At 47.6% G+C, this 16,036-nt stretch carries 12 protein-coding genes; 7 read left to right on the forward strand and 5 right to left on the reverse strand.

All coding sequences use genetic code 11. From position 1 onward, the window contains the following. The first annotated feature begins 178 nt into the window (after positions 1–178). On the forward strand, positions 179–613 hold the full coding sequence (locus ACTHMC_RS11980) for a hypothetical protein (RefSeq protein WP_440413359.1): 435 nt from the start codon (positions 179–181) through the stop codon (positions 611–613). Between the two features lie 190 nt (positions 614–803). Here the strand turns inward: ACTHMC_RS11980 and ACTHMC_RS11985 are convergent, their stop codons facing one another. The 5 genes from ACTHMC_RS11985 to ACTHMC_RS12005 form a co-directional block, all read right to left on the reverse strand. Beyond that, on the reverse strand, positions 804–1,799 hold the full coding sequence (locus tag ACTHMC_RS11985; RefSeq protein WP_440413360.1) for a thioredoxin-like domain-containing protein: 996 nt from the start codon (positions 1,797–1,799) through the stop codon (positions 804–806). Between the two features lie 19 nt (positions 1,800–1,818). Further along, complete coding sequence (locus ACTHMC_RS11990; protein WP_440413361.1) at positions 1,819–2,979, reverse strand: redoxin family protein; 1,161 nt, start codon at positions 2,977–2,979, stop codon at positions 1,819–1,821. Positions 2,980–2,999: 20 nt separating this feature from the next. Continuing rightward, positions 3,000–5,120 carry a S41 family peptidase gene (locus ACTHMC_RS11995; protein ID WP_440413362.1) on the reverse strand — a complete coding sequence of 707 codons (2,121 nt, stop codon included), beginning with the start codon at positions 5,118–5,120 and terminating at the stop codon, positions 3,000–3,002. Positions 5,121–5,211: 91 nt separating this feature from the next. After that, entirely contained in the window at positions 5,212–5,787 is a 576-nt protein-coding gene (locus tag ACTHMC_RS12000; protein WP_440413363.1) for a hypothetical protein, read from the reverse strand. Between the two features lie 97 nt (positions 5,788–5,884). Next, the gene (locus ACTHMC_RS12005) at positions 5,885–6,886 is read right to left on the reverse strand and encodes a hypothetical protein (protein ID WP_440413364.1); all 1,002 of its coding nucleotides are present in this window, start codon (positions 6,884–6,886) and stop codon (positions 5,885–5,887) included. 233 nt (positions 6,887–7,119) lie between these two features. Here ACTHMC_RS12005 and ACTHMC_RS12010 point away from each other — a divergent pair, with 233 nt between their 5' ends. The 6 genes from ACTHMC_RS12010 to ACTHMC_RS12035 form a co-directional block, all read left to right on the forward strand. After that, positions 7,120–9,927 (forward strand): TonB-dependent receptor, encoded by a 2,808-nt coding sequence (locus ACTHMC_RS12010; RefSeq protein ID WP_440413365.1) that lies wholly within the window; start codon positions 7,120–7,122, stop codon positions 9,925–9,927. Between the two features lie 8 nt (positions 9,928–9,935). Continuing rightward, positions 9,936–11,339 carry a DUF4876 domain-containing protein gene (locus ACTHMC_RS12015; RefSeq protein WP_440413366.1) on the forward strand — a complete coding sequence of 468 codons (1,404 nt, stop codon included), beginning with the start codon at positions 9,936–9,938 and terminating at the stop codon, positions 11,337–11,339. 2 nt (positions 11,340–11,341) lie between these two features. Next, positions 11,342–12,889 (forward strand): DUF6850 family outer membrane beta-barrel protein, encoded by a 1,548-nt coding sequence (locus tag ACTHMC_RS12020; protein WP_440413367.1) that lies wholly within the window; start codon positions 11,342–11,344, stop codon positions 12,887–12,889. Position 12,890: 1 nt separating this feature from the next. Continuing rightward, positions 12,891–14,039, forward strand: coding sequence for a cytochrome-c peroxidase (locus ACTHMC_RS12025; protein WP_440413368.1), 1,149 nt, complete (start codon positions 12,891–12,893; stop codon positions 14,037–14,039). A 283-nt stretch (positions 14,040–14,322) separates the two neighbouring features. Continuing rightward, positions 14,323–15,534 carry an MFS transporter gene (locus tag ACTHMC_RS12030; protein WP_440413369.1) on the forward strand — a complete coding sequence of 404 codons (1,212 nt, stop codon included), beginning with the start codon at positions 14,323–14,325 and terminating at the stop codon, positions 15,532–15,534. 80 nt (positions 15,535–15,614) lie between these two features. Next, positions 15,615–16,036, forward strand: a 422-nt coding sequence (locus ACTHMC_RS12035; RefSeq protein WP_440413370.1) for a DUF6597 domain-containing transcriptional factor, incomplete at its 3' end; no start/stop codon positions are given.

Below are 16,036 nucleotides of genomic sequence, written 5' to 3' on the forward strand. Positions count from 1 at the left end.
TGTACCTGAATAGAGGCCGTTCCGCAAGGGGCGGCCTTTCGTTTTACGTGGATCACGGCATTGGTTAAGCCATCGGCCTTATCCGTTAAACGAAGCTTTCCTTCTGCCCTGCTGCTGCTTTTCTTTGTGAGGTCAATCTGAAACAATAACCATTATTTAGAACACAAAACCATTGATCATGAAAAAAGCATTTGCAATTGCTGTGATGTTTATGCTGGCATTCGCCACCAACTCCATCGCACAGGCCGGATCTGCCGGCAACAGGGAAGCAGCAAAACCTGTTATCAAAGAAATTACATTGAAACTGGTAGATGGCAGTAATACCGTTACTGTTCCTGATGGAAATGGCACCATCAGATTCACGAAACGCGGAGATAAGATCACTGATGTGGTATATACGGATGCGGCGGGAAAATCAAGTAGGATGCAAAGTTCACAGATAGCAGGGCCCAAACCCTGTAAGTGCCCGATCCCGGATGCCTGCTATTCCATCCCCAATAACCAGAGCATCGGGATGTGCATCTGTAAGGCATGTGATCTGAGCAGTGGAAATCATGTGGTAACAATGTGGCTGCCGGCAGTACAGAAGATCCGTGATGCAGCCAACAAATAATATTTAAGGACGGTTCGGTTTTAAGGGCAATTTCAAGGGTGTTTTTTGATTTGATAGCGGGCAGGCCGGAGAGCCTGCCCTTATCTTTTCAGGTTTATTGACTTTCGTAAAGCAGGCATTCCGGTTTATTCCTCAGCAAAAAAGGGTGTACCCTGCGGCACACCCTCGAACTACAGAATGGGGAACGGTCCTATTTGTTTTCTGCAAGCAGGCGTTCCAGCAAGCTATTCAGGGTTGATTTTTTATAGAAATCAATTTCCGCGGCCACCTTTCCATCTGGTGCAATTACCACCATATAAGGAATGGAATGAAAGCGGAACGGGGTTTTAAGGCCCTTGTCGGTAAACCCGTGTTGTCCAACAGCCTGATACCATGGCATCTTTTCTTCTTCCATGGCTGTTTTCCATTTTTCCAGATCATGGTCAACGGAAACACTGATGAACTCGATGCCTTTGGGGGCAAAGGTCTTATAAGTTTCCGTAAGCGTGGGAATGAATGCTCTGCAGGGACCGCACCAGGATGCCCAGAAGTCCACTACCAGGAATTTGCCTTTAAATCGGTCCCATGAGAATTCTTTGCCATCAGGGCCCGTGAGAACCACAGCCGGAACCGGTTTGCCTGTAAGTGCCATCTTATCCTCATTATCCAGGAAGGCTTTTACTTTCCGGCCCCAGAAGGAACTCTTAACTGTTGGGCTGAGGATAGCATATTTTTCCCGCATGGTGTTGGGTTCAGTACCAAAGTATTTGATCAGAAGATAAGCTGAGAAAATATCCCCCGGGTTATTGGTCACATATTCGGGATAGCCTTTTCCTGAACGCATGAATTGCACGAAAGAACCTTGCAATTCACCGCCTTTCACTGAAGTCTCGTTCAGTTCACTGAAAGGCGTTTCAATGGTGTAGCTGGTATTTTCCAGTATCAGCCTCACTTTTTTGGTGCTGATGAAGAGGTCGATCATATCTGGCTCTTCCACTTTTCCTCTCAGTTCAAACTCGCCATTAACGATCCGGACCTTTTCAGGAAATTCATCATGATGAACTTCCTCACCTTCATGCTTATGCGCATCTATCCTTGCGTATCCGCTGATGATGCCCGGCACCTTCCCCTTTATCACGAAACCCTGTGCAAAAGAGAATGCCGGAACGATCATCATTATCAGAACATAAAAGTTTCTGTTTTTCATGGCGGTAAACTGTTTAAGCTTATTTGATGTGCTCGGAAAGCACTTTCATGATGTCTTCGTTGTACAGTTTGGTGGCCAGGATCTTTCCATCAGGTCCGATCAGAACGTTGAAAGGGATGGCGCTTACATTGTAAGAAAGTGCAGCAGGCTCTTTCCAGCTCAGCAGGGATGACAGTTGGGGCCAGTCCATACCATGACTTTTCACTGCAGCCAGCCATTTTTCACGGTCGCCATCCAGCGAGATGCCCACCATTACAAAGTTTTTGGATTTGAACTTATCGTTGGCAGCTTTCAGGAAAGGGATCTGCGGTTTGCAGGGACCACACCAGCTTGCCCAGAAATCGAGCAGAACGTATTTGCCTTTGTAATCAGCCAGGGTTACGGTTTTGCCATTAACATCGAGTGTGGAGAAATCAGGAGCCATATTGCCTACAGCTGTTTTGTCTTCTTTCGGAGCCCCCATACTTAATGATACAGGCGAAGGGTCTACTTTGCCGGGGAAAAGGATCCTTTGTGAAATGCGTGATTTCTGAGCATGTGGCCCGAGTGTGCGGATCAGTGAATCTACAGCAAAGCGGGGTTTGCCCTGTCCGATGAAAGTAGACATTACCACATAAGATGCAACACCGGAGTTGGAGTTCTTTCTTACCCAGGCCAGTGCTTCATCTTCTCTTTTCAGCTTCCAGTCCTTCAGTTCTTTCTCTGCTTCAGCTACTGCATCTTCATCGCCTACCTGCTGGGCTTTGGAGATCATGTTCTGAAGTTCTGCCAGCCTTGCGTATTTGGGAGAAATTTCAGAAAAATTCTCGGTTATATATTTCCAGTCAGCCACAAACTGGCTACCGGTGATCTTCGCGTCTCTGAAACCAGGTTTTGCACCTTGTTTGATCACCACTTTACCCGGCTCAAAATAATGCACCATACCGGTATGCATCGGATCGGAATAATCATTGCCTACCGAAAGGATATAGGCGCACCCGCCTTTAGGCATTTTAAGATTGAAGCTGAACTTATGATCTTTGATGATGGTCCTTTCTGTTTCTCCGGAATAAGGATCAAACAGGTAGGCTGTTGTATCATTCGGCAGCCATTTCATATCCACATTGATGGACAGCTCATCCTGACTGTGCGCAGACAGTGCCAGAAAGCAGAGAGAAGCAGATAACAATTTCTTGATCATTGTAATGTGTGTTTGGTATTTCAATTTTTGTTTCCTGAAGCATTGATCATGTCCTGCACCAGTTCTACGGTTTCAGCAAGGAGCAGGTCTTTGCTTAATGTATCGAGCCAGTTCCTGTATAATTTCTCCTGTGATTCATCACGCTGCTGCAACCCGGGGTTAACGCGTGTAAAGAAGGAAGGAGTTACATTCAGGAATGTCTGTTGCAGTATTTTGCCGTGTGAGATCTTCTCTTCCAGCTCTTTCATTTCTTTTTTCACTGACAGGTAACCGGCCAGGCTGAGTGGTGCAGGAGCCAGCTGCAGTTGCTGCAGGCGGCTGATATGCTGCGCCAGCATCTGCAGGGCTGTATTGGCTTTGGCTCTTTGCTGCGCCTTGTCTACTACCATCCGGTAAGGGAAGCTGTAAGCAACCTGCCTCGCCTTGTTTATATCGAGCGTATCAGCTTGCAGAACTGCAGGCATTTCCGCCTCTCTTGAAATATTCAGCATGTATTTATCTGTAAGTACCACGTCAGACTTCACTCCTATCATTTGGGTGGTAGTGCCGTTGGCACGGTAGAATTTCTGTACAGTGAGGCGCATGCTTCCATACCTGATATCGGCTGTGCCTTTGGAAGGATCCCCCATTTTACCGATGTTCATGGGGATCTGGGAAGTGCCTTTACCGAAAGATGCGGTGGTGCCAACGATCAGGCCACGATGATGGTCCTGGATGGCCGCAGCAAATATTTCGGAAGCCGATGCACTGCCCTCGTCTATCAATACGGCCAGGGGACCTTCGTACTGTGGCGGTACATTGGGAGACAAATGTTCATCCACTTTATCTCTTCCACGCAGGAGGCTCATGACTGATTGCGGCATAAAGCTGGAACCCATTCTCACCACTTCAGAGAGCGAACCGCCGCCATTTCCACGCAGATCGAAAATGATACCATCCACATCCTGGTCTTTCAATTTCTCTATCTCCATACGAACGTCACCGGAGCAGCCGGGGAATTCGGGATTATCAGGATTCACATAGAACAGCGGAAGATATACCAGCCCTATCTTTTTCCCATTCTGACTGATCACGGCACTCTTTGCTTTATTGGGATTATCGGGTACTCTTTCCCGTTTGATGGAGATGGTTCTTTCTGGCTGTCCGGGCTGCATTACCTGCATTGTCACAGATGTGCCTTCTTCACCGCGGATCATGGATGTAACCTCATTGGGTTCAAGATCAGCTGTAGAGATCATCTTGCCTGTTTTGTCGGCAACGGCCAGGATACGGTCGTTTTCTTTCAGCAGGCCACTTTTGAATGCTGCACCGCCGGGAACCAGCCTTTTTACGAATACATCTATCTCGCCGATTCCCATTTCCATTCCGATCCCATAGAACCTGCCCATTACTGAAGCCATAAGATTGTCTTCCGTATCCGGCAGCGTATAGCCTGTATGCGGGTCCATGCTCAGCGTGATGGCATTCATGTATAACGAGAACTTTTCGTCGATGGCGTTGCTCTTCTGTTCTTTGGTGAAGAACCGGCGGTACCAGGTGGAGACTTTATCGCGTGTTTTCTTTTCAAGCGCAGTGTCTATCACTGTGCTGCCTGTTGTCTGCAGGTCGGCATAATTCTTCAGGAAACCATATTTCAGGAAACCCGACCAGAGCTTTTCTCTTTCTGAAGCATTTGCAGGAAATACACTTTTCTTCCTGTCTATGGTGAATATTTCATTTCGGGAAAGATCCAGTGGTTGTTTCAGTGATTTTTCAACGTAGATTTTGAACTCCTGGATCCTGGTGGCATAGAGTTTCCAGGCAAGGTTAAAGAATTCCACATTGCTGCCGTTGTTGATCTCATCGTCCAGCAGGTTGCGGTATGCATTCAGTTTGTTGATGTCTTCCTGCAGGAAAATATACCTGTTAGGATCGATATAGTTGAGGAACTGGTCCCATACCAGGGCAGAGTACTGATCATCGATGGCCCTGGGGGAATAATGGCTCTTGAGTAATTTCTGAGTAATGGCCCTGACAATGTCTTTGCGCATATTATCGGGGCCAACGGTTTGCGCGCTATTCTGGGCCAAACCTGTACTGGCCGCGCCCAGAAAGAGAAAACCTGCCATCAGGGCAGAACGGGATTTGAAAAAATTCACCATACCGGATAAGCCAGCTGTTTTGTACAGGCAGCTTATCTACAAACACGGTGGACTGAAAACAGGGTGAAGGAAATAAGGATAAATTAATGTACTATTTCCGTGTTTTCCACCAGCTGGCGAATTCGGAAAGATCTTCTTTTTCTTTCTCCATGAGGTCTATCTGATCGTTGATCATCACCATCTCGTTGCTGCGGACGGTATCCGGCTCGGGAAACTGGGACTCATACCTTTTGGAGGCACGGACCATGCCTTCCAGGACATCCACTTTTTCGCCATTGTCCTTATGGAAAGCTTCCACCCTGAAGATACTGGGTTTAAGCACGGTGAGCTTGAGGATGCGCGTATGCACAACAAAAGGAATGGCCGCAGGACTGATCTGGAAGATCATATCGCCGTCTGCCAGTACCAGGCGTTTGTTTTTGGTATCCGGACTGGCCTTGCTTCCATCAAGCAGGAAGATGCGGCAACTGTCTGCCAGTGGAATCTCCTGAAAGGTTTTATAGAGATAAGGAAAGGAATCTACGGGAGGTTTATATATGGGGATCACCTGCTGAGCAGCCTCTTCTCTGGCAATCTTTTCTTTGATGCCTTTGTTGATACGGGTAAAGATGAGAAAAATTGCAGCTACCGCTACTATGACAGCCAGAATTGAGCCTTTCCATTTCATGCAGTTCTGTTATGGTGACCGCTAAATTACGGTAGTTCAGCAAGAAATGTCAGCAGGTTATGGAAAAAAATCCACAGGCATCCATGAGGTTATCATGTTACTGTTGTTTGATGATGATGCGTACATCATCCCAATTGCCATGGTAAGGGGTGGTGATCCCGGCATCTGCTGATTTTGGAATAAAGCTGACAGTGGCGCTGCCAGTGGCTTTGGTGGGTTTCATGCCATACTCGGGGCGTGGGTTGTAAAAGGTGGATTCCAGTTTCAAGGCCTCTCCTCCCGGAAGTTTCTTTGCTTCGATCCTGTACCTTCCAACTGGAATATTCAGGATCTGGAGGGAGGAACTATAAGCCGTCTTGCGGATAATGAATGTCCTTTTTTCCGCTGCATGAAAGAGGGCCTCCGGGATGAGCCTGATCTCGAATTCGGAATTCAGTTCCAATTGTCCGGGTATTGCAAAAATATCTCCTTTTTCAAATGTGGAATATTCAATGCTGATGGCTGCTCCCAGGTAATTAAACGAGAAATGCGGCTGGCTGGCTACCCGCTCCGGTCTGCATCTTCCGTATGGCAGCAGTACCCAGTTCTTCACGATCCCTTCAGGACCGGGAAAACTGCGCAGGTTGCTGTCTGCCGGGAAGAGGCTCATGGAGGCCGGTGCTCCTTCGTACTCAACCACGGCAGCGCCGGCGTAGAAATCAGCGGCTCCCCAGGGGATCATCACTTCGTAATATCCTTTCTCATTGGTCACTGCCGAAGACCCCGAAGAATAACCACCATAACCGGTAGCCCTCACACCGATCACCGCATCGGGTACGGGCTTTCCATAGCTATCGAGCACATAACCTGTTGCCCACCCTTTCTTTTTTGTCAGAGATGGAAATGAAGGCAGTTGCTTGCGCTGATTGCCCATTACATTCACATAACCGGTAGAGCCATCAACTGTAAAGCTGCTCTGTGTTACAGGTAACTGTTCAAATGAAAGCTGGTTCTGAACGGGAGTTGGATCCACTGTTGTTGCCGGATCTGCATTGGAGCACGCATGCGCCACAAGTACTGCAGCTGTTCCCAGGATCAGCAGTTTTTTCATAATGGTCATAGGCTGCAGAGTTACGATACCTGATGATGGTTCCCTGTTCACTGTCGTTTAAATGCGAATAACATCGCCGGATCAGCGGCGATGCTATTCATCGGATTATATTACTGCTTATCGGATAGGGTTATGATAATTGTTTTTTTCATATGACTTTTTCCGCATCTCGAAACCCTTTTTCCTGCCTGCCCCGGGGATTCCCTTGCGGTTAGCCGAAGTTTGCGCACCAATTGCCCCGCATGCAGAAAACTACTCCTGACCGGTTTTTAATCCTGTTGGCCCTTCTTTTTATATTTCCTCTTTCACTGGCAGCCCGTCAGTGGCGGGAGTTGAAAGGAAAAGTTACGGACGACCAATTGCGCCCACTTGCATTTGCTACGGTAAAGCTGTCCGATGGCAGCTGGAATATTTCCACTGTAACCCGGGCAGATGGTAGTTTCTCACTGGGTTTTTCCACCACAGATTCTGCATTTCTTTATTTTCTCGATATCAGTTATGTAGGAAAGGCTCCTTACAGGGGGCTGATCAGCAAAAAAGAAACCGCTGCGCTGCAGTTGTTCAGGCTCATCGATAAAACCTTGAAACTTCCTGAGGTGGAAGTGAATGGTGTTCGAAGAGCACAGAACTCCAACTCCTCCATCATATTCGATCGCGAAGCGATCGAGCAGACACAGGCACTCAGCCTCGCCAACGTGATGAATTACCTGCCGGGACAAACGATCGTGAAACCTGTTGTGACCGTTCAGGCCAACCAGATGCTCACCATGCGAAGTGCTATCACCATGAATTCCATCGATGCACTCAACAATGCATTCGGCGTCAGCTTTCAGATCGATGGAAACGTGATTTCCAATGATGCCAACATGCAGGCCATGAACCCGGGCAGAGGCGGATTCTTCTGGAGCAACAATATTCAGAACCCGGAGAATGGTGTGATCAGGGACAGAAGCTATCGTAATGGTACGATGTATGCGAGTTATGCCAACGAATTCCAGGCCAATAACGGCATCGATATGCGCTCCATTCCCGTAGAGAATGTAGAGAGCATTGAAGTTATATCCGGTGTGGCATCTGCCAGGTATGGCGATTACACAACCGGAGTGATCAATATCGAACGCCGCGCAGGTGTTATGCCCTGGAGAGTAAACATCCGTACCAATGAAGCAACACAGAATATAGGTCTCAACAAAGGCTTCAAACTGAACAACGGATGGGGTGCGCTCAATATTGGATTTGATCACCTCACCGGAAAGGACGATCCCAGTAACTCCTTCAAGAAATTCCGCCGCACCAACCTGAGCCTGCTCTGGAGTTACCAGCATGACGGCCGCGCAAGATTCAAGAATACACTCAGTATCGACGGAAGCTTTACATTGGACAGGACCGACCTGGATCCCGATCTGGGCACGGAGATGATGGCACGCATGGAAAACAGGCGTATCAGTGTTTCAAACCGCAGCAGCTGGACTTTCAAGCGCAGCCTCTTTTATGATTTCCAGATCCAGGGATCTTACAGCACCGGTAAGCAGGAAAGCTACGACCAGCGTTATCTCAATACCACCCTGGTGCGTCCCATGACGGATGCCATGGAAACAGGTATCCATGAAGGGTACTTTATTCCAGGATATTATCTGGCCTTTAAACAGATCCTTGGTGAGCCCATCAATATCAATGCTCGGGCAGAGACCAACAGCCTGATCAGGATAGGAAAGCATATCACCAACAAGATCAGTATCGGTGTGAACTACGGTTACAGCGCCAATAAAGGAGCTGGTATGGTGCTCGATCCCAATCGCCCGCGTTTCCCGAATACAGGAAACAAGAACGACCGTCCCCGCCCCTTTCAGCAGGTACCATCCATCAGCAGTGCAGGTGCATATATCGAGAACGCCTTCAAGACTAAACTATTCAAAAAGTCTTTCAGTGTGAACTTCGGTGTAAGAGCGGATATTCAGAATGAATTCCTGACTTTTTCTCCAAGGCTTAATGCCCGCTACTCCATCACACCTGATCTCAGTTTCAATATCGCGGCTGGTACTTCCACCAAAGCACCCGGCTTGAGTCAGATCAGCCCGGGGCCCGTTTACCTCGATATACCGCTTGCCCCTCCTACATACAATGGAAGTGTGAACGAAAGTCTGTACCTGGTATATACGCATGTGATAGAACTGAATAAGCTGGAGATCCGTCCCTACCGCAGTAATACATTTGAAACCGGCTTTACCTGGAACAGGCATCCATTCAATCTTTCCGCATACTATTTCTACAGGGAAAACAACAATGGGTTCACCACACAGACCGTATTGATGCCGATGGTGCTGCCAAGGTACTCCATCACATCAATGAGCGGACAGAAACCTGAATACACACAGGTGGGGGATTCCATCCACCTACCTACCTACAACCGTGTTATCAATGGTTTGTTCAATGCAACGAACGGACTTGAGTTTGCGCTGGGTATAAACAAGATCAGGGCCATCCAGACCTCTTTCAATTTCAATACGGCTGTATACTTCACCAATAGCAAAACCAGGGCTACCAGTATCAATACCTCTGCCCCCCTGCGTTACGACCTGAGATCAGTGTATGCTGTACATGCGAATGCAGGCAATAAACTGGTGGACATTAAATCCACCATCACCTCTTCCACCCATATCCCTGCGCTCAGGATGGCCGTCAACTTTACAGGTGAATTATTCTGGGCCAATATTTCCGAAGTGAACAGGGAGAGCATTTATCCAGTGGGGTATTACACCAGGAATATGGAATATGTGGCGCTGAGCCCTGAAGAAGCCCGCTCCGAAGAATATGCACACCTCCGGAAAGCTACTACCAACAACGACAACAATCCGCGTTCCTATAATCCATCCTTCCTTTATCCGAATGTACATATGAGGATCAGCAAGGAGATCGGCGATTTCCTCCGCTTTTCATTCAATGCGTACAATGTTTTCAATATCAGACCTGCATACACTACCACCAGTGGCACACGCTACTTCAATGGACAGTCATCGTATGGTGCTGAACTGATTTTTACAATAAAATAGACAAGCATATGAGATTTCTGAATTATGTACTGGGAATAACAGTGACGGCGGTGCTGGCCACCGGATGCCGCAAAGATGATCTTCAAACCAACGTTCAACCCATCAACGTGGTGATAAAAGCATCCTTTGCAGACGAGATAAAGGATTATGCATTCCCTTTCGCAAGCATCAAACTGCTTCTCAAGAACACCATCACTGGCGGAGAACTTACAGTGAATACAGATAATAATGGAATTGGCATCTTCAGTCAGGTGGCATCCGGCGTATACGATGTAACGGCCACGCTTACACTGGATAAAGCCACTTATGAAAACCTTACCGGTGAAACCATCGATCAGACTGAAGTACATATCAATGCAGCCCGCACCAATATGACACTGAACCCGAATACAAACGGCACCATCGAACTGATACTGGAAATGGGAAGGATCGGTGACTGGGTATTCAAACAGATCTATTATGCAGGCAGCAATGGCACCAATGGCGCTTCTTTCCGCGATCAGTTCATTGAGATCTATAATAATTCCAACAACGTATTATATGCGGACAGTCTGTATTTTGGTCAGTTGATGGGTAACAATACCAAGTATGACAATGTTGACCTGAGCAAGACCTACTATGTGAACGATGCAACAGATGCATTGCACAAACAATTCGACTGGAGCAAATCTATCGGCATCACGCCCACCGACCCAAGCGCTTACAGGAATTATGTTTACATGAAATCACTGTTCCGCATCCCCGGTACCGGTAAACAGTATCCTGTAGCGCCCGGAGAAAGCATCATCATTGCTGCGACTGCGCAAAATCACAGAGCTCCCTATGCAGGAATGGATGGCAAACCTATTGAAGTGAAAAATCCTGCTCTGACTGTGGACCTTCACAATGCCAATTTTGAAGTGTACCTGGGGGATATCATTTCCAACCCTTTCAACTCAGATGTTGACAATGGAACAATCCCCAATGTGAAAGTGATCTCCACCGGTGGTAACAGGGACCTGATCCTGGATGCGACCGGCCGTGATGCATATGTACTTTTCAAAACAGACAAATCGCTTCCGCTCTTTGGAGACGGCGCCACTGCCAAAGGTTTCGGATACTATCCTGATCCTACGGTTACATCCGTTTCCGGATCTACAGAGTTCTACTACCAGATCCCCAACAATATCATTATCGATGCGGTGCAGATCCAGAATCCAAGCCCTACCGCCACACAGCGTGTAGCCCGCAAGCTGGTGAATGCTCTGGATGCTGGTCCAACCAATGTTCCTGATGGCCAGTACACATCAGAATCGCTGATCCGCAAAACAGCCAAAACTGTTGCCGGCAGGAAGATCCTGATGGACACGAATAATTCAGCCAACGATTTCGATTTCTTCCTGATCGCACAGCCAGGCGGATTTAAAAACTAATCATGATTTCATTGCGCAGTAATATCATTTCTTTGTTCATCCTGCTGCTGCCCGGCATTGGTCTGGCGCAGCAGGATTCTGCCCTGCAACCGCATACTGAATCTTTTCAGTTGCAGTACAACCGTTATGCAAGAGATGTGATATCACAACCTCTCCTGAAACACCGCAATTACGGAAGCGTACAACTGGGATACCGTTCGGAAGAAGGTGGATATATGGAAGCCCAGGCTCCTCAGAAACAAAACGAACTGTTTTTTTATACTGAAGGAAGTAAACAGATCAGAAAGATCCTTGTGAGCGGAAGCTTTGGCTGGTACAATAACCAGACGGATAGCCAGGCTTTCACACTGCGTCAGAATTTCAAAGATCCTGTTCCCTATTACTATTACGCGGCTCAGCCCGGTAACTGGCAAACCATCCGCTACAAACTACAGGGCATTGCCAGTGCACCCATCCTCAATGATAAACTGACAATAGGCGCCGGTGGTACCTATAACAGTTTCAATGCATGGAGAAGCAATGACCCCAGACCAGAGGAGTTCAATTATGAATTGAGTGGTCAGGCCCTCCTTCATTACAAAATATTGCCCAAACATACACTGGGTATTGCCGGAGGGTATACCCGGAAGAACTATGATAATACCTGGGAATACCGTAACGACAATAACAGTACACGTCCACTGCTGGCAGTATACATCCAGAACGGTTATGGAAATGTTGAACCGATGAAAGGAATGCTTTCCGGTTTTATTTCCACCAATACCAACGGTTATACGGCCGAAGGTTTGTATGAAGGAATCTTTTCCATCGGTACAATCACTGCCACAGGAAAATACCAGAAGAACAAAACGGAGGTGTTCAGAAAACCGATGGCCAGGGACGAGTTGAAACAGGTATTCGGAACTTATAAAGACGATAGTTATACGTTGAACGTAAACTGGCATAAAAAAACAGTAAGAAATCTTTATAATATCAGCTTCGATTACTTCGATGAGCTGGGCAAGGACCAGAATGAACGACTTGCTGCCAATAATTATATCTATGCCATGCAGCAGGCTTCAATAGCCGGTCTGTGGAGCAGGTTGAACAATGACAGGAAAATGAAATATGAGATCGGTGTTGCTGCGAAGCTGGAAGATCAGCTGAAAATGGACGGTTCAGTTGGTCAGAAAGCCGAATACCAGAGCGTTAACGCATGTGTAAGCGGCGCTTATTACTTTTATTTCCCTGCCAGCAAAAGCTCGCTGAAAACCGGCCTGAGGGCGGGTTTCAGGCAACCATTACATGCAGAAGCAGTCAGCGTTTCGCAGATATTCCTCTTCTCTCAGGGAGTGGTGTACCGCGATTATTATTATTTCAACGCCAGTTCTGTAAATATGGGGGCAACTCTCAACTACCAGTTCCCCGTAAAGAAATTGAAAGCTTTCATAACAGCAGCAGGGAATTATGTGAATGCCAGCATTCCTGCGTCCGTGGCAGGATTGATCCCCTATTCCTATCCCGGCAACAATCGTATGCAATGGCAATGCAGTATTGGATTAAATTTGTAAGATGAAGAAGCGGCTTATTATTCTTTCCGGTTTTGCAGTGCTGGTTTCCACCTGTCTGCTTTCTTTCACCAGCGGGTACAAGCCCTGGTTTGAAAATGATCCGTATGCTGACAGTCTCCGTGCAGTTTACAGCCAACCCAGTTCACAATGGCCTGCTCCCAATGTAAGCGCTGGTGTGAAATGGCTGGAGCTCGATAAACTCCCTGAGGGACCGCTAAAGAACCCAACAGCGCAACAACAACCTGTTATTGCACTGGGCAAGGTCCTCTTCTTCGATCCCCGCCTCAGCGGGTCCGGACAGATCTCCTGTGCCAGTTGCCATGTGCCAGATCTCAACTGGACTGACGGCCGCGAACGCGCGCTGGGCCACGATCACCAGACAGGTCAGCGTAATACGCCCACCATCTTCAATGTATGGTTCGCTAAAAAATTGTTCTGGGACGGCCGCAGCAATTCCCTGGAAGACCAGGTGTTCGGCCCGGTGAACAGCGAAATAGAAATGCATGGAGATATGGCTGTGGTTCCCGGAAAGATTGAACAGATCGCGGGTTATGCTCCCCTCTTCACCGCTGCATTTGGTGATGCACATGTAACAGCTGACCGGATCTCCGGGGCCATCGCCATGTTTGAAAGAACGGTGGTAAGCCGCAAAGCGGATTTCGATCATTTCATGAGTGGGAAGAAAGAAGCCATGAGCGATGCCGCTGTACGAGGGCTTCATCTGTTCAGAACAAAGGCAGGTTGCATGAATTGCCATAACGGCCCTTTGCTTACCGATAACGAATTCCATAATATCGGCCTTACTTATTACGGACGTGAATATGAAGACCTGGGACAGTACAATATCACCAAAGATGCAAACGACGTAGGCAAATTCAAAACACCCGGTCTCCGGGATGTGATCCGCACCAGGCCCTGGATGCACAATGGCCTCTTCGATAATATGGAAGGCGTACTGAATATGTACAACGCCGGTATGCCGCAGCCGAAAAGAAAGCCAGAGCAGGTGAATGATCCCCTGTTCCCTAAAACCGATACCCTGCTGAAAAAGCTGAATCTTTCTAAAAATGAGATCCAGGATATCATTGCCTGGCTGAACAGCATTACGGCTGAGCCATGGAAAATGCGACAGCCTGAATTACCTAAATAAATAAGTGCGAGGATCCGGAAGCGGATCCTTTTCTATGTCTTCCGCCCCCGGCCAAAGTTTATCCATCGGTTAATTTTATGAACAGCCTGTTAAAACCGGTGATTTTTCCATTTATCCACATATAGTTTACAATTTATTTATTGAAACATTTCGATGTTTCTATACTTTTGCATTGTCTTTTGTTTCAAAGACGCCATCCAGTTCATCAACGATGCTTATATGAATGCTTCTCTGACGGGGAGCTGGGGAGTTTATTTACTTAATCTAAACAAAATCCGGATTTATGAACAAGTCTATCTATATAATGGCGCTGGGAGCATTCGGGATCATCACCACAGAATTCGGGGTGATAGGTATCCTGCCTGCGCTGTCAAAAGAATTTGGTATCACTATCGATACAGCAGGCTGGTTGCTGAGTGCATTTGCCCTTACAGTAGCGGTGACAGGTCCATTCACCACGGCGCTAACGGCAAAGATCAACCGTAAAACGATCCTCACCCTGGTATTGGCTGTTTTCGTAGTCTCGAATATATTATCTGCTTTTGCGCCCAGCTTTGCATTCCTGATGATCGCCCGGGTTCTGCCGGCCTTCCTGCACCCGGTATTCTGGGCGGTTGCGGCCTCTGTAGCGGCAAAAGAAGCTGGGCCCAAAGATGCCCCCAAAGCAGTGGCAACGGTAATGGCTGGCCTCAGTATCGCAACCGTGCTGGGTGTTCCGCTCACTACTTATATGGCGGATCTGTTCAACTGGCAGGCCAGTTTCTACCTGGCGGGTTTCATAAACCTGATTGCTTTTGCAGGGATGGCATTTTTTGTTCCGTCTATGCCTGTTAAAAAAGAAGCCGGTGTAAAAAGTTCTACCGCCATTCTACGCTCCCCTTTTTTATGGGTTAAACTGTTAACTGTGCTGGTGATGCTGGCGGGAATGTTTGCTTCCTACAGTTACCTCGCTGAATTTCTGAACAAGGTCACACATATGACAGGCGCTGAGGTCAGTATCATGCTGCTTGTATTTGGGGTAACGGGTATTGCAGGCAACTGGGCGATGGGGATCGCACTCAGTAAAAACGTGATGATCACCACCCGGATCTACCTGCTCAGCTTAGTGCTGACACATATACTTGCCTACCAGTTCGGTGGCTATTTTATACCGATGGTGGTGATACTTTCCATCTGGGGCTTTGTTCACACGGGAGGATTCCTGGTGGCGAATATCCAGGTTACAGCCTTTATGCCACAGCAGTCGCTGGAATTCGTGAACAGCCTCCTGCCCTCTTTTTATAATGCAGGGATCACAGCAGGTTCTTTGCTGGGTGGTTTTATCATTGCCAATTACGGGATCCAGCAGGTGATCTGGATGGCAGTTCCTTTATTACTGACAGCATTCGGATTGAGTTTTTATAAACAACCGAAGCGTGAAACGGTAAAGGAAGAAGAGGCATGGCAACCTTTATGTGCAACTGAAACCCGGCCGGAGCCTGCCCTGAGTGAATAATGGGTATTTAAATCGAAGTGAAACCTGCGGCTGTTGGATGGCGGTGGCGGGTTTTACTATTTTTTTCTGTACCTTAAACCATGACTTCCGGCATCTCATTGCGCATACAAAAGCCAGCTTCTGGTCTCCTCAGTTTTGTGGAAAGTTTCTGGATGCTCACCAATCACAGTGAGGAAGCCAAACCTGTGGTCATACTTCCTGATGGCCGGATAGACCTCAGCTATAATCCGGCTTCCGGGCTTACTTTACTTGGACTGGAAACCGGTCCCTCCCAGGCTGTCATCCCTCCCCGCTTCAGTATGTTCACCATCAGCTTCAGGCCGCTGGTGCTGGAATATCTCTTTAAATCATATACACCGCTGCTGCCAGACAATGCGCAGCTAATACCGGAAAACTATCTTGGTTTTATTCCATCGCCAGAACAGGGATTTGAAACTGTTTGCAACACATTCCAGCAGATACTGCTGCAACGATTGAATGTTGAAACTGATCCGCGCAAACA

Origin of the sequence: Pseudobacter sp. (genome assembly GCF_051955275.1) — a bacterium.
In the GTDB taxonomy this organism is placed as follows: domain Bacteria; phylum Bacteroidota; class Bacteroidia; order Chitinophagales; family Chitinophagaceae; genus Pseudobacter.

Bases quoted from the DNA above. Each gene is read 5' to 3' on its own strand.
- ACTHMC_RS12020 (WP_440413367.1), top strand. From the start codon at position 11,342: ATGATTTCATTGCGCAGTAATATCATTTCTTTGTTCATCCTGCTGCTG.
- ACTHMC_RS11990 (WP_440413361.1), bottom strand. From the start codon at position 2,979: ATGATCAAGAAATTGTTATCTGCTTCTCTCTGCTTTCTGGCACTGTCT.
- ACTHMC_RS12030 (WP_440413369.1), top strand. From the start codon at position 14,323: ATGAACAAGTCTATCTATATAATGGCGCTGGGAGCATTCGGGATCATC.
- ACTHMC_RS12005 (WP_440413364.1), bottom strand. From the start codon at position 6,886: ATGACCATTATGAAAAAACTGCTGATCCTGGGAACAGCTGCAGTACTT.
- ACTHMC_RS11980 (WP_440413359.1), top strand. From the start codon at position 179: ATGAAAAAAGCATTTGCAATTGCTGTGATGTTTATGCTGGCATTCGCC.
- ACTHMC_RS12000 (WP_440413363.1), bottom strand. From the start codon at position 5,787: ATGAAATGGAAAGGCTCAATTCTGGCTGTCATAGTAGCGGTAGCTGCA.
- ACTHMC_RS12025 (WP_440413368.1), top strand. From the start codon at position 12,891: ATGAAGAAGCGGCTTATTATTCTTTCCGGTTTTGCAGTGCTGGTTTCC.
- ACTHMC_RS12010 (WP_440413365.1), top strand. From the start codon at position 7,120: ATGCAGAAAACTACTCCTGACCGGTTTTTAATCCTGTTGGCCCTTCTT.
- ACTHMC_RS11985 (WP_440413360.1), bottom strand. From the start codon at position 1,799: ATGAAAAACAGAAACTTTTATGTTCTGATAATGATGATCGTTCCGGCA.
- ACTHMC_RS11995 (WP_440413362.1), bottom strand. From the start codon at position 5,120: ATGGTGAATTTTTTCAAATCCCGTTCTGCCCTGATGGCAGGTTTTCTC.
- ACTHMC_RS12015 (WP_440413366.1), top strand. From the start codon at position 9,936: ATGAGATTTCTGAATTATGTACTGGGAATAACAGTGACGGCGGTGCTG.